Source organism: Oleiphilus sp. HI0117, assembly GCF_001635235.1.
In genome coordinates this window covers 1-514 of record NZ_LWGA01001463.1, presented here as the reverse complement: position 1 = coordinate 514, position 514 = coordinate 1, and the positions used below count along the sequence as shown (strand labels likewise).

Annotated in this window: 1 protein-coding gene; it reads right to left on the bottom strand. The window is 35.6% G+C overall.

What is annotated here, in order from left to right; genetic code table 11:
* Positions 1 to 79 precede the first annotated feature (79 nt).
* On the bottom strand, positions 80 to 400 hold the full coding sequence (gene dndE, locus A3757_RS24405) for a DNA sulfur modification protein DndE (protein ID WP_068740449.1): 321 nt from the start codon (positions 398 to 400) through the stop codon (positions 80 to 82).
* Positions 401 to 514: the final 114 nt, after the last annotated feature.

Genomic DNA, 514 nt, shown 5'->3' with positions numbered 1-514 from the left:
TCTCACTTCTCCTTTTTCCCATACAGAAAGGGCGCATATGATGTCTTTAATAAATTGATTTTCCACTCGTTACCTTTTTCTAAGCTAGATTGCTTAAGTAACTTTCGCCATGTTTTACATGGCTAGCCCATGCTTTGACCAACGATTCATCATCTAAATCAGGATAATGATCTCTTAGAAGCGTTTCAATCAACGATTCATAGTCTCCAAACCAAATGCTTTTACTTAAAGCCAATGAACCGTTAGTTTTTTGGTCATCTAATTCATATCTATAACCATGCTCAATAGAACAAAAAAAGGCAATCCTGGCTGATATATTGGGGGTAATACCTGTTTTGGTTTTAAGCTTCTTGAGTTTGTCTTCTGTGTCTTGAAATAGTCTGAAATTATTGGGAAGCATTTTTATACAGCCTCTTGGACTAGGTTGTTATTCCAGAAATATCCTTCACTAGCTTTTGAGGACTTAGTCTTTTCATCAAAATCAATGTGATAAGCATGGGAAATATCTTTCTCC